General features: G+C 66.4%; 10 protein-coding genes. 7 read left to right on the top strand and 3 right to left on the bottom strand.

Features of this window, described 5'->3' with window-relative positions; translation table 11 throughout:
* Window positions 1-153: 153 nt before the first annotated feature.
* Complete coding sequence (gene pbpC / locus GGR00_RS03990; RefSeq protein ID WP_156381063.1) at window positions 154-2,250, bottom strand: penicillin-binding protein 1C; 2,097 nt, start codon at window positions 2,248-2,250, stop codon at window positions 154-156.
* A gap of 325 nt (window positions 2,251-2,575) precedes the next feature.
* The gene (locus tag GGR00_RS03985) at window positions 2,576-8,047 is read right to left on the bottom strand and encodes an alpha-2-macroglobulin family protein (protein ID WP_055969913.1); all 5,472 of its coding nucleotides are present in this window, start codon (window positions 8,045-8,047) and stop codon (window positions 2,576-2,578) included.
* A 283-nt stretch (window positions 8,048-8,330) separates the two neighbouring features.
* Here GGR00_RS03985 and GGR00_RS03980 point away from each other — a divergent pair, with 283 nt between their 5' ends.
* The 6 genes from GGR00_RS03980 (at window position 8,331) to GGR00_RS03955 (ending at window position 20,807) form a co-directional block, all read left to right on the top strand.
* A complete protein-coding gene (locus tag GGR00_RS03980; protein WP_055969910.1) occupies window positions 8,331-10,265 on the top strand; it encodes an autotransporter assembly complex protein TamA in 1,935 nt (644 codons plus the stop codon).
* A gap of 11 nt (window positions 10,266-10,276) precedes the next feature.
* Window positions 10,277-14,446 carry a translocation/assembly module TamB domain-containing protein gene (locus GGR00_RS03975; protein ID WP_343065511.1) on the top strand — a complete coding sequence of 1,390 codons (4,170 nt, stop codon included), beginning with the start codon at window positions 10,277-10,279 and terminating at the stop codon, window positions 14,444-14,446.
* 267 nt (window positions 14,447-14,713) lie between these two features.
* Window positions 14,714-16,366, top strand: a complete 1,653-nt coding sequence (locus GGR00_RS03970; RefSeq protein ID WP_055969904.1) for an ABC transporter substrate-binding protein — start codon at window positions 14,714-14,716, stop codon at window positions 16,364-16,366.
* 101 nt (window positions 16,367-16,467) lie between these two features.
* The gene (locus GGR00_RS03965; RefSeq protein ID WP_184698005.1) at window positions 16,468-17,502 is read left to right on the top strand and encodes an ABC transporter permease; all 1,035 of its coding nucleotides are present in this window, start codon (window positions 16,468-16,470) and stop codon (window positions 17,500-17,502) included.
* A 12-nt stretch (window positions 17,503-17,514) separates the two neighbouring features.
* Window positions 17,515-18,672: an ABC transporter permease gene (locus tag GGR00_RS03960; protein ID WP_055969901.1), complete on the top strand. Its 1,158-nt coding sequence runs from the start codon at window positions 17,515-17,517 to the stop codon at window positions 18,670-18,672.
* Window positions 18,673-18,683: 11 nt separating this feature from the next.
* Window positions 18,684-20,807, top strand: coding sequence for a dipeptide ABC transporter ATP-binding protein (locus tag GGR00_RS03955; RefSeq protein ID WP_055970614.1), 2,124 nt, complete (start codon window positions 18,684-18,686; stop codon window positions 20,805-20,807).
* Between the two features lie 1,004 nt (window positions 20,808-21,811).
* Here the strand turns inward: GGR00_RS03955 and GGR00_RS03950 are convergent.
* Window positions 21,812-22,588, bottom strand: coding sequence for a VOC family protein (locus GGR00_RS03950; protein WP_055969895.1), 777 nt, complete (start codon window positions 22,586-22,588; stop codon window positions 21,812-21,814).
* 270 nt (window positions 22,589-22,858) lie between these two features.
* Here GGR00_RS03950 and GGR00_RS03945 point away from each other — a divergent pair, with 270 nt between their 5' ends.
* A complete protein-coding gene (locus tag GGR00_RS03945) occupies window positions 22,859-24,214 on the top strand; it encodes an NAD(P)-dependent oxidoreductase (protein WP_055969890.1) in 1,356 nt (451 codons plus the stop codon).
* Window positions 24,215-24,225 lie beyond the last annotated feature (11 nt).

Raw genomic sequence — 24,225 nt, 5'->3', positions numbered from 1 at the left:
ACATCGGCCACCTCGTCGAAACCATCGAGGCAGCCGAATGCAGGAACTACTTCGAAAACGCCGGATACGCTTCCGTTAAAACATGAAGGGCTCTAGGGGAGTTGGCGGGGGCGGCAAGGGGAAGCTGCATCGGCATGCGGAGCGGGAAGGGCGCTACTCCACGAACACTCTGACACTGGCCGCTCGCCCCGCCGCGTCGATGACGGTCAGCGTTGCATACCCCGCACCGTCGGGCTGCCAGGTGGCTTCGCGGCGGCGCGCCAGCGCCGCCAGCGGCTTGCCGTTGGCGAGCCAGCGGAACGGCGCGCGGCCGCCCTGCAGCTTGAGCACCAGCGGTGCCGCGGCTTCCGTCGCAGCACCCAGCTCGACGCGGGCGCCGTCGGGCGGGAAGACGATCTGCGGCGCCGGTTCGGTGATCGCGGCCGCGACCGCCGGCAATTCGCTCGAGGTTGAGAAACGCCCGAGCGTCACCGGCAGGTCGGCGCGGGCGGTGCGCAGCGTTCCCGCCGGCGGGCGCGGCAGGGGCATCGACGGCAGGCCGGAGCGGGCAAATCCCTCGAACAGGATGGGTGCCGCCGAGACGTATCCCGACAGGCCGGGCACGGCACCGGCGTCCGGCCGCCCGGCCCACACGCCCAGCACGTAGCGGCCGTCATAGCCGATCGACCAGGCGTCGCGGTAGCCGTAGGAGGTGCCGGTCTTGTAGGCGATGGTGCGCCTGGCGGCGCCCTCCGGCGGCCTGACGCCGGACAGGATGTCGCCGATCTGCCAGGCGGCCTGTTCCTCGAGAACCGTTCCGTTGGCGAGCGGGGCGGGCGTTGCCGTCTCCGATCCGTCGCGGAGAACCTTGGCGCGGCCGCCATTGGCAAGCCCGGTGTAGAGCTGGACGAGGTCGCGCAGCGTCACGCCGACGCCGCCGAGGCCAATGGCCAGGCCCGGCACCTCGTTGGGCGGCAATTGCGGCGTCACGCCGGCCTGGCGAAAGCGCGCGGTCAGCCGCTGCGGCCCGACCGCGTCGAGCAGGCGGATCGTCGGCACGTTGAGCGACAGCTGCAGCGCCTGGCGCACCGACACGTCGCCCTGGTAACTCATGTCGAAATTCTTCGGCCGGTAGCCGGCGAAGTCGGCGGGCCGGTCCTCGATCAACGTCTCTTGCGCCACCAGTCCCTGTTCGAAGGCGAGGCCGTAGATGAACGGCTTCAGCGTCGAGCCGGGCGAGCGCACGGTGCGGGTCATGTCGATCCAGCCCGAGCGCGAGGCGTCGAGGAAGCTGGCCGAGCCGACCTCGCCAAGGATTTCGCCCGTCATGGCGTCGGCCATCACCATGGCCACCGAAATGCGCGGCCCGAGCCGGGTGGCGGCCTCGCGGGCCACGGCCTCGAGCCCCTCCTGGACGCTTTTGCGCAGGGTCAGATGGTGCTGGCCGCCGCCAGGCTGGTTGCGCAAGGCGGCATCCGCGGCGTGCGGCGCCAAGGCGGGCAGGGCCAGCCGCATGGCGGCCACGTCATCGAGCGCGGCGCGTGCGGCCTCGTTTTGTCCTAGAAGGCCCGCTGTCACCATGCGGCCGAGCACCCGGTCGCGCGCGGCCTGGGCGTTGCCAGGGTTGCGGTCGGGCCGGCGCCGCTCGGGAAGTTGCGGCAGGGCGACCAGAAGGGCCGCCTCGGAGACGGTCAGCCGCTTCGGCTCCTTGCCGAAATAGGCGAGGGCGGCGGCGCGCACGCCTTCGAGATTGCCGCCATAGGGTGCGAGCGTCAGGTAACGCTCGAGGATTTCTTGCTTCGACAGCCGGCGCTCTATCTGGACCGCGCGGGCCAGTTGCTTGAGCTTGGAGCCGAAACTGCGGCTTTCGCGCGGCTCGATCAGCCGCGCCAGCTGCATCGACAGCGTCGAGCCGCCGGAGACGATGCGGCCGTTGCTGACGAATTGCTGGGCGGCGCGGCCAAGCGCCAGGAGGTCGATGCCCTCATGGTCCCAGAAGCGCTTGTCCTCGTAGGCGACCAGCATCTTCACCAGTTGCGGGTCGACCTGGTCGAGGCCGACGCCGAGGCGCCAATGGCCCGACGGCGTCGCATAGGCGCGCAACAGCTGGCCGTCGCGATCGAGCACTTCGGCGGAGACGGCGAGCTTTTCGGGCAGAGGCGGCGGGAAGGCGCGGTCGAGAGCGACGAGGCTGCCCGAGGTGAGGGCGGCGAGGGTGGCAGCACCTGCTGTCCAGACCGCGATCCTGCGGATGATCTTTGCGGAGAGCATGGCGCCGCCCCTCACCCTTACCCTCTCCCCGTGAAGAACGGGGAGAGGGGGGCGTCGACGTAGCGGCCGTCTACCTTCTCCCCGTCATGACGGGGAGAAGGTGCCGGCAGGCGGATGAGGGGCCGCGCTGAGCGGGCAGCTCCAAACGATACCCCCACCCCTAGCCCCTCCCCACAAGGGGGAGGGGGACCTTGTGGCACCGTCGCTCCGCGCCAAGCGTCGACGAAGTTGACGGCAACGGTGATGAAATCGTTCCCCTCCCCCTCGTGGGGAGGGGTTAGGGGTGGGGGTATCTCGTGCGTCACGTTCTTCGAATGAAGGCGGATCACTCCGCCTTCACCTCCATCATGCCGGTGGCCGTGCGCGCCGAATATTGCGGACGGTACATGTCCTCGACATTGGCGGCCGGGTGGGCATAGGTGCCCGGCGTGACCGCGCGCACGACATAGGCCAGCGTGAATTCCTGGTCGGCCCCTTCGCCGCTTTCCATGGCGGCGACGAAGCGGTCGTTGCGGAATTCGAGATGGGCGGCCTGGGTCTGCTCCAGCCACGAGAAGTTCGACAGGTTGGCGCTGTTGACCAGCCCCGGATTGTCGATCTCGAAGCCGGCCGGCAGCATGTCGGCCACCACCACGCGCGAGGGCCAGTCGTTGAGCTCGTTGATCTTGAGCACGACGACGAAACGCTCGTTCTGCCTGACCTCGGTCACGTTGGCTTCGCTGCCGTCCAGCCGGTAGTAGGTGCGCTCGATCGTAAAGCCGTCGCCGCCGGCGGGCAGGGGTTGGGCAGGTGCTGCGACCGTCGTCACCACGGCCTGCAGCGGGTCCCTGCCCTTGTTGGCGATGGTGATCGGATTGACCAGCAGGTCGGCGCCGTCGACGCGTTCGGAATAGGCGCCGCTGTGGGCGGCACCGTTGACGTCGAGCGAGATGGAGTCGTTGCCTGCCTTCAGCGCGCGCGCCGCAAGCAGCATCCAGGCGTCATCCTGGGTGCTGGTCCATTTGGCCGCGGCACGGTCGGCCGCCACCATCTTGACCAGTGCCGGCACCACCGAGGGCACGGGCTTGCTTTCGGCGGCGAGCGCCAGCATGGCGGCGCCGTCGCGCAGGCGCGAGCCATAGTCCGACCGGTACCAATTGTGGTCGGGCGTCGCCCTGGCCAGCTGCAGGGCAGCCGCGAAGGTCTGTTCCGAGCGTTGGCCGTCGCCGTAGAGTGCCAGGCTGGCGCCGAGCTGGGCCACCGCCATCGGGCTGGTGAAGGCCTCCAGCTTGGTGTCGGCGAAGTAGCGCAGGTCGCCGACCGACGCCTTCTTGTTGCGGGCCAGCACATAGAGCGCATAGGCGATCTCGGAGCCGCGGTCCTCGACGTCGACGTCATAGCCGATCGAGTTCTGCAGGTTGTTGAGCGCCTGCATCATCGCGCCCTGGGGGACGTCGAAGCTCTTTTCGCGTGCCCTGGTCAGGAAGTCGGTGACATAGGCGTCGAGCCAGAGGTCGCCGGAACCGGGCGACCACAGGCCGAAGCTGCCCGACGACGACTGGTAGTTCAGGACGCGGTAGATCGCGCCCTGGATGCGCTCCCGCAGCTCGGGGTCTTGGGCCATGCCGGCCTCGGTGGCGAGCTCGCTGACATAGAGCAGGGGCAGCGCACGGCTGGTGGTCTGCTCGGCGCAGCCGTAGGGATAGCGGTCGAGCGTCATCAACAGCGACGGCACGTCGAAGGCCGAGGACTGCGAGACGCCGACGCTGACATGGGCGCCTTCGAGCAGGCTGGCTGCCAGAAGCTCCCTGTCGATGCGCAGCGCGGCGTTGGGCTTGAGGTCGACCACCATGCGGGTCGTCACCGGCAGCTGGCCGGGCCGCACGGGGAAGGACAGCTCCTGTTCGACCGTCAGCCCCTCGGCATTGGCAAGCCGCACCGTCATCCCGGCGGTGCCGGACGTCACCGGCATCAGCGGAATCCTGACCGTCTGCCGTTTGCCGGGCTCCAGCGTCAGCTTCGGGGGCAGGGCGGTGGCGTCGGTGGACAGGTCGCCCGTCGTGTCGACCGACAGCGTGTAGTCGCCGGCCGGGGCATCGGTGTTGGTGATGTCGAGCGTCATCTCGGCGAAGTCGCCCGGTGCCATGAAACGCGGCATGCCGGCCGTCAGCACGATCGGATCGCGCACGATCACGTCGCCGGTGGCATGGCCGACGGCAGTCTTGGTCCAGGCGACGCTCATCACGCGCACGGTGCCGTTGAACTGCGGGATGTCGAAGTCGACGGTTGCCTTGCCCTCGGCATCGAGTTCGACGATGCCGGAGAAGAAGGCGACCAGCTTTTCCTTGGGCGGGCTGCCCTGCGAGGTCAGGGCGGCGCCGTCGCCGCCGGTGCGCAGCTTGCCCATGGCGCCCAGCGAGCCGTCGATCAGGCGTCCGTAGAGGTCGCGCAGTTCGAGGCCGAGCATGCGCTGGCCGAAATACCAGGTCTCGGGGTCCGGCGCCTTGTAGTTGGTGAGGTTGAGGATGCCGACATCGACGGCGGCAACCGTGACATAGGCCTTTTCACCCGCTGCGGCCCCCGTCACGGCAACCGGGATCGACAGCGTCTTGCGCGGCTCGGTCTTTTCCGGAAGCGTCAGCGCGACGGCAAGCTTCTTGTCGGCGGGATCGACCGACAGCCATTTCAGGCCGATGGCGCGGGCCGGCATGCGCGATTCCTGCGCTTCGCCGGGGCGATAGAGCGTGGCGGTGACGTAAGCGCCGGCACCCCAGTCCTCGCCGACGGGAATGTCGACGGTGGCACCGTCGGCCGGAACCGACGCGGTGATGGTCTTGACCAGCTTCTCGGCGCCGATGGTGACCAGGAGCTCGCCGGCGAAGCGCGGCGAGACCTTCAGCTTGGCCACTTCGCCCGCCGCGTAGGTTTCCTTGTCGAGCGCCACTTCTAGGCCGTCGGGCGTCTCGGTCGAGGTCGCCGAGACGTACCAGCCGGCATCGAACTCATAGCTCGTCGCCGGTCCGGCGGGGTCCGCTGTCTCGACTTCGAGGCGATAGCGGCCCCAGTCGACGGGCATCGCAACGCTCGCCTCGCCATTGGCGGTCAGGTCGACCTGGCCGGTGGCGACCGACTTGGTGAAGGTCACCGGCTCGTAGTTCCACGAATTGCCCGAGCGGTACCACTGGTAGTTCCGCTCGACCTTGACCAGCGACCACTGCGCGCCCTTGAGCTCTGCGCGCCTGCCATCGGGTTCGGCGGCGATCAGGCTGAACTTGGCCGTGCCGCCCTGCGGCACCTCCTCGCCGGAGAAGTCGGGGCGGATGCCGATCATCGTCGCCTGCGGGCGGATGCCGATGTCGAGCTTTTCCTCGACGGCGCGGCCACCGGTCTCGCGCATGCGCACCGTCAGCGCGGCGTTGACCAGCCTCGTGGTCGACGGCAACTGGTCGGCCCTAACAGGGAACGTCGCCTTGCCGTCGTCGCCGACTGCAGGCAGGTCGGTCAGCGGAATGCGGGTCGCTTCGCCTTCCTGCTCGTCGGCGAGGCCGAAATAGAAGCCCTTGAAGCTGGCCCACTGGCGTTTCGTCGACAGCGTCAGCTCGCCTTCCAGCGCCAGGCCCGCGGCGGGTGCGCCATACAGGAAGCGGCCGTCGACGGTGGCTTCGGCGGCTTCGCCGGCGGCGATCTCGCTGCGGTCGGCCGTCAGCATGAACTCGATGCGGTCGGGCACGAAGTCCTCGACCAGGAACATCTGGCTCGACACCGCCGGCTGCTTGGGATCGGTGTGGATGGCGAGCGTCCAGGTGCCGCGCATGGCGGCCGTCGACAAGGGCAGGTCTACGGCATGGCCGCCTGCCTTGCCGCCCTGGCTGACGACGCGCCGGTCCTCGACACCGTCGGGCCGGGTGAAGATGAAGGTCAGCGGCAGGTTGTCGACACCGTTGGCGGCATCGTCGCGGGCAAGGGCTGCCGCATGCACGGTCTCGCCGACGCGGTAGATGCCGCGTTCGGTCCAGGCAAAGACGTCGAGCGCGCCGGGTGCGGCGCGGCCAGTGACGCCGCGGTCGGACAGGTCGAAACCGGCACGGGTCATGTCGAGGAAGACGAAGTCGGCGTCGCCCTGCCTGGCCATCAGCACCGCCGGCGCCATGCCGCCATTGCCGCGGGTCAGGCCCGGGTTGAAGGTGGCGCGGCCCTCGGCGTCGGTCTTGCCCGTGCCCAGGATCTCGTTGTTGCGGGCCAGCAGCGTGAGTTCGGCGTCGGCGATCGGCCTGGCGGTGCCGAGCGAACGGGCAAACACGTTGAGCCCGTCCTGGCCGGTATAGGTCGACAACCCGATGTCGGAGACGACGAACCACTGCGTCGCCTTGGTCGCCCAGGTGTCGCTCTTGTCGTCGACCGGCTGGGCGGTCAGCACATAGACGCCGGGCTTGCGCTCGGGCAGCGCCTCGTCGACCGGGAAGGAGGTCGTCACTTCTTTGTTGAGCTCGTTGGCGATCGCCAGTTGGCCTTCCCAGACCGGCTCGCCCATCTGGTCGGCGATGGAGGACAGGTCGTAGCCGTCGAGCTGGCGCAGGAACTGGTAGCCGGAGAGGAGCTGCGCCAGCGAGCGGTCGCCGACGCGGTAGAGCTTCATCTGGGCCGCGTCCATGTTGACCGAGACGACCGGGATGCCGCGGCGGGCCGAGGCGGGCAGCACGAAGCTGTCGCCGGTGAAGCGGGCCGACTGGCCCCGGTCCTGGACGTAGACGGACAGCACGACCGGTGCTTCCAGCACCTCGCCGATCGCCGCCGGCAGGCCGGAACGGAAGCTGACGCGGTAATGCTTGCCGTGTTCGAGGCCCTCGACGCAGATCTGCTTGTCCTTGGCCTCGACGCTCTTGGGCCCGGCATCGTCGACGGTGACGAAGGGCGCGTAGTCGACGCCGGTCTTGACCAGCGCCTCGGAGAACTGGGCGCAGACGCGCGGCGAGGTGGTGTCGGCGTCGATCGAGTGCTCGACGACGCGGAAGCCCTTTCGCGCCTTCAGGTCTTCATATTCGGCGCGGATGGAAGCGGAGTTGTCGAGCGCCAGGCTCGCCTCGTAGGCCTGCAGGGACGGGCGGAACATGTCGCGCTTGTCGAGTCCGCGGGCGAGCAGCGCCAGGCTTTCGGCGCGGCTGGCGGCGGTGCGCGACAGCAGGTAGGCGTTGTAGGCACTCGCGGTGCCGTCGCGCTGCAGCACGCCGGTCTCCTCGCCATTGCTCGGCTGGACGCCGGTCACGGCGCGGGCGAGGCGGGTCCAGATGGCGGCGTCGTCCGGGAGGATGGCGACGGCCGCGCGGAACTTCTGCATCGCCGTGCGCGGATCGCCGGTCAGCAGCGCATTGTCGCCGGCGGCGGTGAGTGCCGCCAGCCCTTCCTCGCCGGCAGCCACCGAACCGTCGGTCAGGGCGGTTCGGTACTGGCGGGCCTCGTCGGCCATCGAGGCCGGGAAGAAGGACAGCTCGGCAGGCGCGCCGATGTCGGGATCACCGTTTACCGGAACGACCTTGCCGCCGACGGCGCCGGTGAACGGCTTGACGGTGGCGAAGTCGGATTTCAGGAAGCACCACTTCGCCTTGGTGTTGTAGGTGAAGGCGCGGCATTGCGAATCACCGAGGCACGAGGTCTTGCACTGGTCGAGCGTCAGGTTCTGCTCCGAGCGCAGGTCGAAGCCGAAGTAATCGCTGTTTTCGTTGGTCACGATGCGCCGCGGCTCGGCCGCCAGCGCTCCGAATGTCCAGGCCATAAAGAGAAGAACGAATACCGGAAAAGCACGCGCCGCACGCATCGTCATATCCTTCCAACACCCTCGTCGTCGCTTCACGCGACATGTTCAGGCTTGCCGCCGCACAGTCAATACGGCAGCCGCCGGGCGTGGCCCGGCGCGCTAAATTGCTTGTCATGGACGCTGTGCATGGATATTGCCCGGCCATGCGGATCGCCCCGATGAACACACCCGAATCCCTATCCCGGCTGTCATTCATTCGCCCAACCAATTCTGACATATCGATTGTGGCTGCTTTACGAAAACACAGAAACTTCATTCCAATTTTAGGATTGGAGGTTACGTTGGCTTGATGTTTGTGCGGCGTATGCGTGGAATCGACAGTCCAACCAGCGCTCGCGTGCTTTGGCGCGCGGGCATGGCAGCGCTGTTGTCTACCGCGATACTTGCCGCCGAAACGCACAAGGCCGCAGCCTTCGAAATCTTCGGAATCAGGCTCTGGGGCTCGGCCGAGGAAGATGATGCCGATGTCGTCGACCCGCTCGACTATGCCGTGACCTTCGAGGTCGCAGGCGACGACGACGACCTCACCAAGGCGCTCGAAAACGCATCCACTCTCAAGGGCGATGAAGAACGGCCGGTATCGGGCTCGCTCGGCCTGCTGGCCAAGGCGCGCAACGACCGCGAGCGGCTGATCGCAGCCCTGTTCTCCAAGGCGCGCTACGACGGCGTCGTCGACATCTCCATTGCCGGCAAGAAGCTCGACGACCTGCAACCCGATGCCGTGTTCGACGGGCCGCAGCCTGTTCCGGTCACCGTCTCGATCCAGCCCGGCTCCAAGTTCACCCTCGGCGACATCGTGCTCAAGGGCGATGCGGCCGGCATCATGGGCGCCGACTACGGCCTGATCGCAGGCGGCGACGCCGCGTCCGACGCGATCCTCAAGGCCGAGGCCGGCATCGTCCGCCGTCTCAAGGAAGAGGGCCGCCCGCTGGCCAAGGTCACGGGGCGGACCATCGTCGCCGACCACGCCACCACCACGCTCGACGTCACCCTCGATGTCGCCGCGGGCCCGATCGCCGGCTATGGCGAGACCACTGTCGAAGGCACCGAGACCGTCGACCGCGACTTCACCGTCTACATGACCGGCCTGGAACGCGGCCGGCAGTATTCGCCCAAGGAGATCGACGACGCGCGCAACCGGTTGCTGGCGCTCGAGGTCTTCAGCTCCGTGTCGATCAACGAGGCGCTGGCGCTCAACCCGGCCGGCGAAATCCCCATCGACGTCCGCGTCAGCGAACGCAAGATGCGCTATTTCGGCGCCGGCGCCACTTTCTCCAACACCGAAGGCGCGGGCATCGAAGGCTATTGGGGCCATCGCAACCTGTTCGGCCGGGCCGAAAAGCTGCGCATCGGCGGCTCGATCAGCCGCATCGGCGACACCACCGAGATCGGAAATCTCAACTACAATGCCGGCATCATGTTCGAGAAGCCGGGCGTCATCGGGCCAGCCTCGAAGTTCTTCGCCAACCTCAAGGCGGTGTCCGAGCACCCCGATGCCTATGACCGCTTCTCGATCGGGGGAAATGTCGGCCTGTCCTACGAACTGACCAAGGAGCAGACGGTCTCGGGCTCGCTGGCGGTCGACTATTCCGACATCGAGGACGTGCTCAATCCCGACGGCAAGCGCTACCTGCTGGTCAGCCTGCCGCTGCAATATGTCTATGACAACCGCGACGACAAGCTGAACCCGACGCGCGGCTTCCGCGCGCTCGCCTATGCCGAGCCGACCTACGACGCGCTCAACGGCAACATGTTCGTCAAGCTCAAGGGCGAGGGCTCGGCATATTACGGGCTCGGCGCCGACAACCGCTTTGTGCTCGCCGGCCGCGTCGCCATGGGCTCGATCCTCGGCGCCAGCCTCGAGGACGTGCCTGCCGACCGGCGCTTCTATGCAGGCGGCGGCGGTTCGGTGCGCGGCTATGCCTACCAGGGTATCGGCCCGCACACCGACGGCAAGCCCACCGGCGGCCTGTCCTATGCCGAGACCTCGATCGAGATGCGCTACGCCTACAACGACAAGATCGGCATCGTGCCGTTCATCGATGCGGGAACGGTTTCGACCAGCCAGTTCCCCGATTTCGCGAGCGTGAAGGTCGGCGCCGGCATCGGCCTTCGCTATCTCACGCCTTTCGGCCCGCTGCGCGTCGACGTGGCCGTGCCGCTCAATCCTGGTCCCGGCGACCCGAGCTACGGTATCTATGCCGGCGTCGGCCAGGCATTCTGACCACGATGGTTATGCTGAAGAAAATCCTGCGCCTCCTGTCCCTGGCGATTCTGGTCGTCCTGGCCCTCGTCATCGGCGCCGCGGCCGTCTTCACGCTGACCGCCAAAGGCCGTGAAAACCTCGCCGGGCTGATATCGTCGGTGGCCTCCAGCGACGAGCAGAAGATCAGGCTGAGCGGGCTGAACGGCATCTGGTCGGGCAATCTCCGGCTCGACAACGTGGTGATCGAAGACAGGGAAGGTGCCTGGCTTGCCCTGCGCGGCGTGTCGGTCGACTGGTCGCCGCTGGCGCTGTTGTCCTTCACTTTCCGCGCCGACCGCATCGCTGCCGAGCGCATCGAGGTGGCCCGGGCGCCGAAACCCGGCACTCAACCGGCGCAGCCGAGCAGCGGCGGCCTCTCACTGCCGGTCGCAATAGACATCAGGGACATCGACCTGCCCGAGATCGCGCTTGGCGAGGCGCTCGCCGGCACAGGCATCGCCGAACTCGCGGCCAAGGGCATGCTCAAGGCGGGCGGTTCGCCGCTCGGCATCGAGACCAGGCTCAACGTCGCGCGCAGCGACGGCAAGCAGGGCTCGGTCGATGCCGACATCGCCTTCGCGCCTGACGAGAACCGGCTGACGCTCAACGTCCGCGCCGCCGAGCCTGCCGGCGGCATCCTCGCCAACATCCTGAAGCTGCCCGACCAACCGGCGGTCGAACTGTTGGTGGCGGGCGAGGGACCACTGGCCGACTGGAGCGGCAACGGCACCTTCGCCGTCGGCGGCAATGTCGTCACGCGCATCTCCGGCACGCACCAACTGACCGACCGGGGCAATGTCGTCACCGCCAAGGGCGACGGCGCGTTCGAGGACTTCCTGCCGGCGATGCTCAAGCCGCTGCTGGCGGGCAACACCACTTTCGATATCGCGGGAACGCGCACCACGACCGGCGGCATTGACATTGAGCGGGCCACGGTCGCCAGCACGGCCCTGACGGCCACGGCCGCTGGCGCGCTCGACCCACAGGGTGCCGCCGACCTCGCGCTCGACGTCAAGGCGAATGAAGGGCCGATCGTGCTCAGCGTCGGCAGCGACGCCCAGCCCGTCACCGTCGCCATCAACGCTGCCAGCCTGCGCGCCCTGGGCGACGGCAAGGCGCCCGCGGTCGATTTCAGCGCTTCGCTGCTTTCGGTCATCGCCGGCAACACCGAACTGCGCGACATCGCAGCGTCCGCCCATTCCGACGCCTTCGACATCGCCAACCGCAGCGGACCCGTCCAGATCAAGCTCGGCGTGGCCGAGCTCAAGACTGATGTCGCCACGCTTGCGCCGCTGGTTGCCGGGCGGGTGTCGGTCGACATGGCCGGTTCGGTCAGCCAGACCGAAATCGCCGTCGACACGGGCATTATCCGCAGCGACGCGCTCAACGGCGAGATGAACGCCAAGCTCAACCTGGCCGACCTTGCACTCCAGCTCGGGCTCAAGGCCGACGTGGTGTCGAGCGCGCTGCCGGCGGGCGTCCGCATCGCGCTTGCCGAACGGACCCAGTTCTCGGCCACGGCCAGCCGCGATGCCGAGGGCGCCTTTGCCGCCAACGCCATCAAGCTGACCTCGGGCGCGCTGAAGGCGCAGGGAACGGCCCGCATGCAGGGCAGCGAGATCGACGCCGATCTCAAGGGCTCTTTCGCCGACGTCTCGCTGTTGTCCAAGGAAGCCAAGGGTGCCATCGACTTCGCGCTGACGGCCAAGGGCGCGCGCACCGCGCCCGACGTGTCATTGACGGTTACCAGCGACCGCATCGAGGCGGCAACGCGTGAAATCACCGGGCTGAACCTCAAGGCCACCGGCAAGGTCGACCCGGCCAATCCGGCGGCCAATGTTGCCCTGTCGGGCGACGTCGCAGGCCAGAAGCTGTCGGGCAGCGCCGTGCTCGCCACCGCCGACGGCAGCAGCCAGATCAAGGGCCTGTCGCTGTCGCTCGGCCAGAACAAGCTGGCGGGCGATCTCGTGCTCGACACGGGTTTCGTGCCGATCGGCACCATGAACATCGACATGCCCGACATCGGCCCGCTGGCAGCCCTTGCGCTGGAAACGGCCGAGGGCGACATCCGCGGCCGCATCGACTTCACCCGCAGCGGCGATGTCCCGCAGGTCAAGGTCGAGCTCAACACGGCGCAGCTCAAGCGCGGCGACCTCGCCGCCAATGCCGTCGCCGTCAACGCTGACGTGCTGAACTATCTCAAGGCGCCGGCGATCTCCGGCACGGTCAAGGCCAAGTCGGTGACCTCGGGCAAGACCGTCATTTCCGGCATCGACGTCAATCTCAAGCGCGATGGCGAATGGACCGGCTTCTCCGGCGGCGCGACCGTCGCCGACATTCCGGCCAAGGCTGCCGGCCGCCTCAAGGTTGGCGGCGGTACGACCACGATCGAACTGGCCTCGGGCGAAGCGACGATGCGCGGCATCAAGGCGGCCATCGCGCGTCCGACCACGGTTGCGATTGCCGGTGGCACGACGACGCTCGACCGGCTGGCGCTGAACCTGGGCGGCGGCACGGCGACCATTTCAGGCACCGCCGGCTCTGCGCTCAATCTCAATGCGTCGCTCGCCAGCGTGCCGGCTTCGCTCGCCAACTCCTTCTCGCCCGGCCTCGGCGCCGCAGGTTCGATCTCCGGCACCGTCAAGGTGTCGGGCGCTGCCGCCAACCCGACCGTCGGCTACGACCTCAAGGTCGCGGGTGCGGCGACGTCTCAGACCACGGGTGCCGGCTTCGGGGCCATGAACATCGGCTCCACCGGTACGTTTGCGGGCGGCAAGCTGACCTTCCAGTCGACCATCGGCGACGGCTCGGGCCTGGCGCTGAAGGGCGGCGGCACCGTCGTCACCAACGCGCCGGTGGCGCTCGACCTCAATTTTGCGGGCCCCGTTCCGTTCGCTTTCCTGACCCGCACGCTCGCCGCTCAGGGCATGCAACTGACCGGTGCCGCCGATGTCAATGTCCAGGTGCGCGGCCCGGCCACGTCGCCGGTCATCGGCGGCAGCGTCCGTTCGTCGGGCGCGCGGCTGCTGGTGGCGCAGTCGGGCATTGCCATCAACGACATCAATCTCGACATCGGCATCGGCGCCGGCGTCGCGCGCATCAACCGCCTCACCGGCAATCTGTCGACCGGCGGCACGCTGACTGCCAGCGGCACGGTCGGCACCGAAGCCGCGCAGGGTTTCCCCGCCGACATCGCCATCAAGCTGACCGACGGGCGCTACACCGACGGCCGCGTGGTCACCGCCAATCTCGGTGGCGACATCGCCATCAAGGGGCCCTTGGTCTCGGCGCCGGTGCTGTCAGGCACCATCAATCTTGCCCGCACCGTCATCAGCATCCCCGAGAAATTCCCCGGCGCGCTGACTGCCGTCGACGTCAAGCACAAGAACGCGCCAAAGGCCGTCGTCGCCCAGCAGGAGGCGATGCGTCCGCCGGCCAAGGCCAGCGGCGGCAGCGGTGCGCTGACGCTCGACGTCACCGTCAATGCGCCGAACCAGATATTCGTCCAGGGCCGTGGCCTCGACGCCGAGCTCGGCGGCTCGCTGCGGCTGACCGGTTCGTCGGCGTCGCCGCAGGCCGTCGGCCAGTTCACGCTGCGGCGCGGCCGGCTTTCGATCCTTGGCAAACGGCTCAATTTCACCGAAGGCTCGGTCGGCTTCTCCGGCTCGCTGGTGCCGACGATCAACTTCGCCGCCGAGACGACGGCCGGCGACGCCACCGTCACCATCCGCATCACCGGCGAGGCCAACAATCCGAAATTCGCCTTCTCCTCGGTGCCGGCCCTGCCGGAGGACGAGGTGCTGGCGCGGCTGATCTTCGGCCGGTCGATGTCGAACCTGTCGCCGCTGCAGATCGCCCAGCTCGCCGACGCGGCAGCGCAGATGGCCGGCATCGGCGGCACGACCTCGCTGCTGTCCAGCCTGCGTGCCACGCTCGGGGTCGACGACCTCGACATCCGCACCAACGAGCAGGGCGGAACGTCGGTCGCCGTCGGCAAGTACCTGAACGACCGCACCTATCTCTCCATCGAGAAGGGCGACCAGCCCGGTTCGGGCAAGGCCACGATCGATCTCAACATCGGCCGTGGCGTCAAGCTGCGTGGCCAGGCCACCGATGGCGGCGAAGCCAAGGGCGGCATCTTCTACGAACGCGAATACTGATCGCGGCGACGCTGCCGGCTGACATCATCGACAATGTGTAGTGGCACTGTCGGCGATTGTGGGGGCATGAGCAAATTAGTAACGGCGAAGATTTCCGGGAATCCGGCGCGCACTACCATTTTTGCGCCAACTCTGTCGCTATCACGCGAACTGCACCCGTCTCAAAATTGCATCCTTGGACCTGGGAACGACGACATCCACCCGTTTTGACAACGGCAATCGGATGCGAAATGGTAACGTTACAGGCCAATTCAATGGGAGACGGAAATGACATTCTACAAGAGCAACTCTGATCTTGTTCCCGGCCACATCCGTGAGCTGGCGAATGCCGTTGTCGACGGCAAGATGGACCGTCGCGAATTCCTCGCGATGGCGACGACCTTCGGCGCCTCTGCCGCGATGGCCTATGGCATGATCGGTCTCGCCGTGCCGACCGAGGCTCACGCCCAGGAAGCCAAGAAGGGCGGCGTGCTGAAAGTCGCGCAGTGGATCAAGGATCCCAAGGATCCGCGCAAGGCGGACTGGTCCGAGATCGCCAATGCCGAGCGCCAGGCGATCGAGCCGCTGGTTAAGTACACCGACAAATACACCTTCGAGCCCTATCTGCTCGCGAGCTGGGAAGTGAACGACACCGCCACCGAATATGTCCTGCACGTCCGTCCCGGCGTGACCTGGAGCAATGGCGATGCGTTCAACGCCGACGACGTGATCTTCAACATCACCCGCTGGGCCGACAAGAGCGCCGAAGGCAATTCGATGCCCGGCCGCCTCGGCACGCTGGTCGACGAAAAGACCGGCAAGCTGCGCGAAGGCTCGGTCGAGAAGGTCGACGACATGACGGTCAAGCTCAAGCTGACCTCGTCGGACATCTCGATCATCCCGAACATGACCGACTATCCCGGCCTCATCGTGCACCGCACCTTCGACGAGAAGGGCGGCGACTTCGCTGCCTGCCCGATCGGCACCGGTCCGTTCGAGCTGGTCTCCTACGACGTCGGCCAGAAGGTCGTCTACAAGCGCCGCGAAGACAACAAGTGGTGGAACGGCGAGGTCTATCTCGACGGCGTCGAGCTGATCGACTACGGCACCGATCCGGCCGCCATGGTCAGCGCCTTCGAGGCCAACGAGGTCCATACCAACTTCGAGACCTCGGCCGACTACGTCTCGATCCTCGACGGTCTCGACCTGGTGAAGTCGGAAGTCGTCACCGCAGCGACCATCGTTGCCCGCACCAACGTCGCCAACAAGCCCTATGACGACCAGAAGGTTCGGCAGGCGCTGCACAAGGCCGTCGACAATGCGGTGGTGCTGCAACTCGGCTACGGCAACGCCGGAGCGGTCGCCGAAAACCACCACGTCGCGCCGATCCACCCGGAATATTTCGAGCTGCCGAAGCAGACCCGCGACATCGAGGCAGCCAAGAAGCTGATGGCCGAAGCCGGCCAGGCCGACTTCGAGCACGAGCTGATCACCGTCGACGAGGACTGGCACAAGAACACCGGCGACGCCATCGCCGCCCAGCTGCGCGAGGCCGGCATCAAGGTCAAGCGCACCGTCCTGCCGGGCTCGACCTTCTGGAACGACTGGACCAAGTATCCGTTCTCGATGACCAACTGGAACATGCGCCCGCTCGGCGTGCAGGTCCTGGCGCTTGCCTATCGCACCGGCGAGGCGTGGAACGAAAGCGCCTGGTCGAACCCGGAATGGGACAAGAAGCTCAATGCGGCACTCGCGGTTGCCGACGTCGCCCAGCGCAAGGAAATGATGAAGGACATCGAGCAGACGCTGCAGGATGCCGGCATCATCATCCAGCCGTACTGGCGCAAGCTCTACAACCACTCGGTCGCTGCGGTGAAGGGCGGCGGCATGCACCCGACCTTCGAGCACGACTACGGTAAGGTGTGGCTCGACGAGGCGTAAGCCTGGGCCGCACATCGGGGAGGGGTGGACGACACCCCTCCACCCTTCCGCGACAGGGTTGACTGCCACGGACCCCAAACCCACAAAGGCAGGGGACGCCAATGCTATCCTTCGTAATGCGCCGCCTCGGCACCATGGTCCTGACCATGCTGTGCCTGACGCTGGTGGTGTTCTTCCTCATCAATCTCGAGCCCAATCTGAAGAAGCTGGCGATCAGCCAGACCGAGATGCGTACCACCGCCGAGCAGCTCGAAAGCTGGCTGCAGCGCAACGGCTACCGCCAGAACTTCTTCATCCGCTACGGCCAGTGGCTCGGCGTCGTCCAGAAGCAGCCCAACATCGACCCGGCCACCGGCCAGGCGGTGGCGCGGTTCCGTTTCTGCAACGAGCCGGCGGTGCCGACCTATTCCGGCGTCCTGCAGGGCGATTTCGGCTGCTCGACCAAGTTCAAGACCAAGGTCTCGACGAAGCTGTTCCCGGCGCTCGGCTCCACCGGCATCCTGATGTTCTGGGTGCTGGTCACCATGGTGCCCATATCGCTGCTGATCGGCATCCTCGCCGGCATGCGCGAGGGCTCGCGCACCGACCGGACGCTGTCGGTCGCCTCGATCGCGACGACGGCGACGCCCGAATACGTCTCGGGCGTCATCTTCACCGTCATCTTCGCCTCTTGGCTCGGCTGGCTCAACGGCTCGGCGGCGTCGGCCAGCCAGGGCATCACCTTCTACAACTTCACCTTGCCGGTGATGACGCTGGCCATCTACGGCATCGGCTACATCGCCCGCATGACGCGTGCCTCGATGGTCGAGGTGATGACCCAGCAATACATCCGCACGGCGCGGCTGAAGGGCCTGTCCTTCGGCAATGTCGTGGTCAAGCATGCGCTGCGCAACGCGCTGATCGCGCCGTTCACGGTCATCATGCTGCAGTTCCCGTGGCTGCTCACCGGCGTCGTCATCGTCGAGGTGATGTTCCGCTACCAGGGTTTTGGCTACACGCTGGTCGAGGCTGCCGGCAACAACGACATCGACCTCCTGCTCGGCTGTTCGCTGGTCTCCGTCTTCATCGTGCTGATCACCCAGCTGATCTCCGATGTCGGCTACGCCTACCTCAATCCACGCATCCGCGTTCAGTAGGGAGACGGCCGCATGCAGATCGAATTCATCGGCGCCTTCCAGGTCTTCCTGGGCGTACTCGCCCGCTTCTGGCCGGTGTGGCTGGCGATGGCCATTGTGCTGGTCGCCAGCTTCAACTTCCGCAAGCATCTCGGCCTCTACGGCCAGCTCTTCGACAGCGGCGTCGGCATTGCCGGCGTTTCGATCTGCTTTTTCTGGCTGTTCACGGCGATTTTCGCCGCCCAGGTGGCGCCGTTCGACCCGCTCGCCCAGATCCCGATCATGAAGGACGCACTGCCCGGCGCCATCGAGCCGGCCTCCAAGCAGGTCTACCTGTTCGGCGGCGACAAGCTCTCCCGCGACGTGTTCTCGCGCATGGTCTTCGGTAGCCAGATCGTGCTGATCATCGCGCCCGCGGCAACCGCCTTCGCGCTGATGGTCGGCATAACACTCGGCCTGCCGGCGGGCTATTATGGCGGGCGGATCGACTCGTTTCTGTCGTTCCTCGCCAATCTGGTCCTGGCCTTCCCGGTCATCCTGCTGTTCTACCTGCTGGTCACGCCCGGCATCATGGACACGCCGATCCCCTATGCCATGGCCGGCGTCTTCTTCCTGTTTCCGATCATCTTCTTTTCGGTGCTGTTCTACACCCGCTTCAAGAGCCGGCCCGAACGCATCTACCTGCTGCTCGGCCTGACGCTGCTGCTCGGCGGCTGGGTCTATGTCGGCCTCGTCTTCGACGCCGACCCGCTCGGCATCATCTCGATCGACCCCAACCAGCTCAACATCTTCGTCGCCGTCGTCTTCGCCTCCAGCCCCGGCGTGTTCCGCATCGTGCGGGGTCTCACCATGGACATCAAGACGCGCGACTACGTCGCCGCCGCCCAGACCCGCGGCGAGAGCCCGTGGTACATCATGCTGTGGGAAATCCTGCCCAACGCACGCGGGCCGCTGATCGTCGATGCCTGCCTGCGCATCGGCTACACCACCATCCTGCTCGGCACGCTCGGCTATTTCGGCCTCGGCCTGGCGCCTGAAAGCCCCGACTGGGGCACCGCGATCAAGGATGCCAGCCGCCTGCTGCGCTCCTTCATTCACCCGGCACTGCCGCCGACAATTGCGCTGATGTCCTTCGTGCTCGGCCTCAACCTTCTGGCCGATGCGCTGCGCGAACAATCGATGAAGGACTGATGGAGGCTCCCATGAACGAGACCGTCAGAAACGCCGCCGCCGAACCGATCATCGAGATCGAGAACCTGTCGATCTCGTTCTTCACCCGGCGCGGCGAAATCCCCGCGGTGATGGACTTTTCCTGCACCGTCATGCCGGGCGAGGCGATGGGCATCGTCGGCGAGAGCGGCTGCGGCAAGTCGACCGTGTCGCTCGGCATCATGCGCGACCTTTCCAACATCGGAAAGATCGTCGGCGGCCGCATCAAGTTCCAGGGCAAGGACATGGGCGACATGTCCGACGAGGAGCTGCGCTCCATCCGCGGTAACAAGATCGCCATGATCTACCAGGAGCCGATGGCGAGCCTGAACCCGGCGATGAAGGTCGGCCAGCAACTGATGGAAGTGCCGATGATCCACGACAAGGTGTCGAAGGAGGAGGCCTACACACGCGCGCTCGAAATGGTCCGCTCGGTCAAGCTGCCCGACCCCGAGCGGATGATGCGTTCCTTCCCGCACCAGCTCTCCGGCGGCCAGCAGCAGCGCATCGTCATCGCCATGGCGCTGTTGTCCAAGCCCGCACTGCTCCTGCTCGACGAGCCGACGACGGCGCTCGACGTCACCGTCGAGGCCGGCATCGTCCAGCTGGTCAAGGGGCTCGGCAAGCAGTTCGGCACCTCGATGATCTTCGTGTCGCACAATCTCGGCCTGATCCTCGAGACCTGCGACCGCATCACGGTGATGTATTCGGGCGAGGCGGTCGAGACCGGCTCGATCAAGGACGTGTTCGACCGGATGCGCCATCCCTATACGCAAGGGCTGTTCCGTTCGATCCCGTTGCCCGGCGCCGACAAGAATTCGCGGCCCCTGGTCGCCATTCCCGGCCAGCTGCCGCTGCCGCATCAGCGTCCCAAAGGCTGCAATTTCGGCCCGCGCTGCCACCACTTCGTCGAGGGGCTGTGCAACGCCGACGAGATCCCGATGATCCCGGTCGCCGGCCATGCCGGGCATTTCAGCCGCTGCGTGCGCTTCAACGAGATCGACTGGGCGGCCATGCCGCCGGGTGCCGAAAAGAAGCACGAGCCGGTCAAGCCGGGGGCCCCGGTGCTCAAGATCGACGACCTCAGGAAATACTACCGCGTCGGCGGCAGCGAGGTCTTCGGCTCGAGCGAGGGCAGGGTGGTCAAGGCCAACGAGACCATCAGCTTCGAGGCGCGCGAATCCGAGACCGTCGCCATCGTCGGCGAGAGCGGCTGCGGCAAGTCCACGCTCGCCAAGGTACTGCTCGGGCTCGAGACGGCCAGCTCCGGCAAGGTGCTGCTCGGCAACAAGGAAATCCAGTCGACCGGCATCGAGGGGCGCGACGTCGGTACCGTGTCGGCGATCCAGATGGTGTTCCAGAACCCCTTCGACACGCTCAACCCGAGCCATTCGGTCGGTTCGCAGATCATCCGCACGCTGGAAAAATTCAAGATCGGCAAGACCGCCGGCGACCGCAAGCAGCGCATGCTGGAGCTGCTCGACCTCGTCAAACTCCCCCGCGCGTTCGCCGAGCGCATGCCGCGCCAGCTCTCCGGCGGGCAGAAGCAGCGCATCGGCGTCGCCCGCGCCTTCGCCGGCCAGGCCAGGGTGGTGGTGGCCGATGAGCCGGTGTCGGCGCTCGACGTCTCCGTCCAGGCCGCGGTCACCGAACTTTTGATGGACATCCAGCGCAAGTCGAAGACGACGATGCTGTTCATCAGCCACGACCTTTCGGTGGTGCGCTACATCGCCGACCGCGTCGTCGTCATGTATCTCGGCCACATCGTCGAGCAGGGCACGACCGACCAGATCTTCTCGCCGCCCTACCATCCCTATACCGAGGCGCTGCTGTCGGCGATCCCGATCGCCGATACGTCAGTGGTGAAGAAGCACATCGTGCTGGAGGGCGACATTCCTTCGGCCATGAACCCGCCTACAGGCTGTCCGTTCCAGACCCGCTGCCGCTACAAGAGCCAGGTCCCGGGCAATCTCTGCGAGACCCAGGTTCCGCCCGTGCGCGAGCTTGGCGGCGGCCACCAGATCAAGTGCCACCTGCCGCCCAGCGCCTTCGACGCCATGGAACCGGTCATCAGCCTCGGCAAGGGCGGCGCGCATGACGTGACGCCGGAGGGGTGAGGCGGAGAGCTGCTGTTCCTCAACATTTCGGCAATCTCGATTCGGTTCGGGAGCGTCTATCCTTTAGGCTGAGCCACAAGAGGTGTGGTATCCGCATGCAGTCCTAGGGGGATCAATGGGAGAAGAGACAAGGATCTGGGACCATGAAATTGCCGACTTTGGGCGGCGGTCCATCCCGTTCCTATCCTCCAACGGGCCTTACTCTATCGAGGTTGACCAAGCCAATCAGGACGAGATTCATGTCCTGTTCGAAGGGCAGCGGCTGGTGTGGCACGTCTTTTGCAAGAGCGTGCGGGACGGCCTGTTCAGACTGCAAGGCATGACCGGGGGTGCCGGCGATCCCTACAAGGACGGAGGGGACTGGTTCGAACTCGTGCTCAGTTCTCCAGCCGTCCTGCGATATTGGGGCGATCGGGTTCTTGTCCACGAGGACCACGAAATGCTTGCGGGAGGCGGGGAGGCTTATCCTCGCTGTTGCGTTGATTTTCCGCCATGCCGGCCGTCGCTTCGGGAGGGGCATATGCTGTTTCGCCCATGGGTTCAGTGTTCTGCGCTCCCTCGTCTTGGACTGTAGCTCCAGCTTCGTCGTTACGGCATAGACACAGTTGCCATGCCGTGAAATAGCAGTTGCGGCTGCGGTGCAGAATGGCCCGCCTGCCACGCGCAGACTGTCACCATCTGTCAGCAACCAGCGTGGACAAACCGCGACCGTTTTTCCACACCCTCTCCACCTCCCGTATCATCCTCCTCGCGATCTTCCACGGGACCCCGGTGCGCACCGGGCATCGGGGGGAAGCGCCGGTGCCGGGCTGGCGGGAGGTCGGTTCTCCTCGCTGGGTGATGAGCCCCCAAGCCCGGGCCTTGCGGCGGCTGGCGGTGCCAAGGCACTGAGGCGACTGAGCGGGGCAAGCAGCCGAGCGGGGCGCGAAGGATGGGATGACGGGCACTGCGCGTGCCCTGCCTTCTCCCACAAGGGGAGAAGGCAGCAAGGCGCACCGCTCCGCCTACTTCACCGGCGCCAGCAAGGCGAAATGCGCGCCCTGCGGGTCCTGGCATTGCACGATCCACTGGCCGCCGGGTACCTGCATCGGGCCCATCAGCGCCTTGCCGCCATTGTCGGTGACACGCTTGGTGGCGGCGTCGATTGCGGGGACGTTGAAGTAGAACAGCCAGACCGGTACCGGTATCTGCGCGGGCTTGTTCATCATGCCGCCGATCATGCCGGCTCCGGCGTTGAACATCTGGTAGATGCCCATGTCGCCCATGTCGAACTGGTCGTCCTTGCCCCAGCCGAACTGACCGGAGTAGAAATCGAGCGCCTTCTGCCAGTCGGTGGTGAACAGTTCGTGCCAGCCGACATTTCCCGGCGTGTCCAGCGGCATTGCAGGCTGATCCGGGCCATTCGGCTGCAGGAACATGAAGGTCGCGCCTTGCGGATCGGCGACGACAGCGAAGCGGCCGACGCCGGGGATGTCGTCGGGTGCCCGGTGGACGGCGCCGCCGGCCTTGGTCAGCGAGGCCACGGAGGCATCGACGTCTCCGGTGTGGATATAGCCGAGCCAGGCGGGCGGCATGCCCATCTTCCTGGCGTCGTCGGGCAGGGTCATCAGCCCGCCGACACCGCGGTCGCCGGCATTGACCACGATGTAGCGCGGCATGCCCGGCGTCTTGTCGAAGGGCTCGGCGCGCCAGCCGACGACGGCTGTGTAGAAGGCCTCGGCGGCGTCGAGGTCGGTCGTCATCAGTTCGTACCAGAAGAAGGATTGCGGGGTGTGGGGCATGATGTGGCTCCCTTGCATGACTGCCGTCCATCGCCGGCATTCGGGTGGCGCCGGTGACGCAGCGGAACCATCATAGGACGCCGACCCGGACGGAATTCCGACAGCATCGCGAAATTTACTGCGGTGCAGCAAACATTTGATGCAAATCATGACTGTGAAAGTCATGTTATTTTTGCGTGTTTTCAATTGGTTAGCTCGAAAATTGACCAATTGATAAAAAAATAGAAAGTGTTACGCTTCCTCAAAACCAAAAGAAATTGGGGAACTGGAATGGCAGAAGGTCTTTTCAAGGAAGGCATCGTCGGCGGCCGCCTTGCGCCTGCGCAATACGCTGACAATTTCTCCGACTTGCACCCGCCGCTCGACCACCACGAGGCGCTGGTCGAGTCCGATCGGTGCTATTTCTGCTACGATGCGCCGTGCATGCAGGCATGCCCGACGTCGATCGACATCCCGATGTTCATCCGCCAGATCTCGACCGGAAATCCGATCGGCTCGGCCAAGACTATCTTCGACCAGAACATTCTCGGCGGCATGTGCGCCCGTGTCTGCCCGACCGAGACGCTGTGCGAGGAGGTCTGCGTCCGCGAGGTCGCCGAGGGCAAGCCGGTGCAGATCGGCCGCCTGCAGCGCTACGCCACCGACGTGGCGATGGGGCAGGGCAAGCAGTTCTATGAGCGCGCCGCGCCGACCGGCAAGAAGGTCGCCGTCGTGGGCGCCGGGCCGGCCGGTCTCGCCGCCGCTCACAGGCTCGCCCGCTACGGCCATGAGGTCACCATCCTCGAAGCGCGGCCCAAGGCCGGCGGCCTCAACGAATACGGCATCGCCGCCTACAAGAGCACCGACGACTTCGCCCAGGCAGAGGTCGACTACGTCACCGCGATCGGCGGCATCAACACCGAAAACGGCAAGGCGCTCGGGCGCGACTATCATCTCGCCGATCTGACCGCGTCCTACGACGCGGTGTTTCTCGGCCTCGGCCTTGCCGGCGTCAATGCTTTGCGCGCCGAAGGCGAGGACGCCAGCGGCGTCTCCGACGCCGTCGACTTCATCTCGGTGCTGCGCCAGTCGAGCGATCTTGCCGGCCTGCCGGTCGGACGCCGGGTCGTCGTCATCGGCGGCGGCATGACGGCGGTCGACGCTGCCGTGCAGTCCAAGCTGCTCGGCGCCGAGGAGGTGACGATCTGCTACCGCCGCGGCCAGGAGCACATGAACGCTTCGGGATTCGAGCAGGATCTGGCGGCTGCCAACGGTGTCGTCATCCGCCACTGGCTGCAGCCGAAGAAGGTCATTTCGGACGGAGGCAAGGTGGTTGCCATCGAACTCGAATACACCGCCATGAAGGGCGACAAGCTTTCCGGCACGGGCGAGATCGTCCGGCTCGCCGCCGACCAGGTGTTCAAAGCGATCGGCCAGAGCTTCGAACCCGCGGCGCTCAACGGCAGCGGCCCGTCGGTCGCGATGGAAGGCGGGCGCATCAAGGTGGACGGAGAGGGGCGGACGTCGCTCGCCAAGGTCTGGGCCGGCGGCGACTGTGTCGTCGACGCCCGCGAGGATTTGACCGTGGCTGCCGTGGCCGCCGGCCGCGACGCGGCTGAATCCATCAACCGCGCCTTGATGAGCTAAGGGAGGCCACG

It is taken from the genome of Aminobacter aganoensis (assembly GCF_014206975.1).
In the GTDB taxonomy this organism is placed as follows: domain Bacteria; phylum Pseudomonadota; class Alphaproteobacteria; order Rhizobiales; family Rhizobiaceae; genus Aminobacter; species Aminobacter aganoensis.
This window is presented reverse-complemented; position numbering and strand designations above follow the sequence as displayed.

Coding starts and splice junctions, on each gene's coding strand:
- GGR00_RS03975 (WP_343065511.1), top strand. CDS start 10,277: ATGCTGAAGAAAATCCTGCGCCTCCTGTCCCTGGCGATTCTGGTCGTC.
- GGR00_RS03970 (WP_055969904.1), top strand. CDS start 14,714: ATGACATTCTACAAGAGCAACTCTGATCTTGTTCCCGGCCACATCCGT.
- pbpC (WP_156381063.1), bottom strand. CDS start 2,250: ATGCTCTCCGCAAAGATCATCCGCAGGATCGCGGTCTGGACAGCAGGT.
- GGR00_RS03985 (WP_055969913.1), bottom strand. CDS start 8,047: ATGACGATGCGTGCGGCGCGTGCTTTTCCGGTATTCGTTCTTCTCTTT.
- GGR00_RS03955 (WP_055970614.1), top strand. CDS start 18,684: ATGAACGAGACCGTCAGAAACGCCGCCGCCGAACCGATCATCGAGATC.
- GGR00_RS03950 (WP_055969895.1), bottom strand. CDS start 22,588: ATGCCCCACACCCCGCAATCCTTCTTCTGGTACGAACTGATGACGACC.
- GGR00_RS03945 (WP_055969890.1), top strand. CDS start 22,859: ATGGCAGAAGGTCTTTTCAAGGAAGGCATCGTCGGCGGCCGCCTTGCG.
- GGR00_RS03965 (WP_184698005.1), top strand. CDS start 16,468: ATGCTATCCTTCGTAATGCGCCGCCTCGGCACCATGGTCCTGACCATG.
- GGR00_RS03960 (WP_055969901.1), top strand. CDS start 17,515: ATGCAGATCGAATTCATCGGCGCCTTCCAGGTCTTCCTGGGCGTACTC.
- GGR00_RS03980 (WP_055969910.1), top strand. CDS start 8,331: ATGTTTGTGCGGCGTATGCGTGGAATCGACAGTCCAACCAGCGCTCGC.